This is a genomic window from Streptomyces sp. NTH33 (assembly GCF_003236365.1).
Classification (GTDB): domain Bacteria; phylum Actinomycetota; class Actinomycetes; order Streptomycetales; family Streptomycetaceae; genus Streptomyces.
In genome coordinates this window covers 1-1,030 of sequence record NZ_POTZ01000958.1, presented here as the reverse complement: position 1 = coordinate 1,030, position 1,030 = coordinate 1, and the positions used below count along the sequence as shown (strand labels likewise).

General features: G+C 68.8%; 1 protein-coding gene. It reads right to left on the bottom strand.

The window, feature by feature from the left end:
• Window positions 1–11 precede the first annotated feature (11 nt).
• Window positions 12–965 carry a GTPase Era gene (gene era / locus C1I97_RS37800; RefSeq protein ID WP_181447106.1) on the bottom strand — a complete coding sequence of 318 codons (954 nt, stop codon included), beginning with the start codon at window positions 963–965 and terminating at the stop codon, window positions 12–14.
• Window positions 966–1,030 lie beyond the last annotated feature (65 nt).

The window sequence follows — 1,030 nt, the reverse complement described above, 5'->3', positions numbered from 1 at the left end:
GGGCAAGGACCTCAGAAGCCGAGCCGCCGCAGCTGCTTCGGATCCCGCTGCCAGTCCTTCGCGACCTTCACGTGGAGGTCCAGGAACACCGGCGTCCCCAGCAGCGCCTCGATGTGCTTGCGGGATTTGATCCCGACTTCCTTCAGACGCTTGCCCTTGGGGCCGATGACGATGCCCTTCTGGCTCGGCCGCTCGATGAACACGTTGGCGTGGATGTCGAGGAGCGGCTTGTCCGCCGGGCGGTCCTCGCGTGGCAGCATCTCCTCGACCACCACCGCGATCGAGTGCGGCAGCTCGTCCCGCACACCCTCCAGCGCAGCCTCCCGGATCAGCTCGGCCACCATCACCTGCTCCGGCTCGTCCGTCAGGTCGCCCTCGGGGTACAGCGCCGGCCCCTCCGGCATCAGCGGGACCAGCAGATCGGCGAGCAGGTTTACCTGCTTGCCGGCCGTGGCCGACACGGGCACGATCTCCGCCCAGGTGATCCCCAGCTCCTCGCCCAGCCGGTCGACCGCGATCAGCTGCTCGGCGAGGGCCTTGGAGTCCACCAGGTCGGTCTTGGTGACGATCGCGACCTTGGGCGTCTTCTTGATCCCGGCCAGTTCCTTGGCGATGAACCGGTCACCGGGCCCGATCTTCTGGTCGGCCGGCAGACAGAAGCCGATCACGTCGACCTCGGCCCACGTGGTCCGTACCACGTCGTTCAGCCGTTCCCCCAGCAGCGTGCGCGGCTTGTGCAGCCCCGGCGTGTCCACCAGGACCAGCTGGGCGTCCGGCCGGTGCACGATGCCCCGCACGGTGTGCCGCGTCGTCTGCGGCCGGTTCGAGGTGATCGCCACCTTCTGCCCGACCAGAGCGTTCGTGAGGGTGGACTTGCCCGCGTTGGGGCGGCCCACGAAGCAGGCGAAGCCGGCCCGGTGGACAGCTTCGGTGGGCTGCTCGGATGACTGGGTACGAACGCTCATGGCGCCCATTCTCCCTGATCCACAACCCCCCGCTGCACGCGTCCTACTCGTCCGCCCCCGCGGAC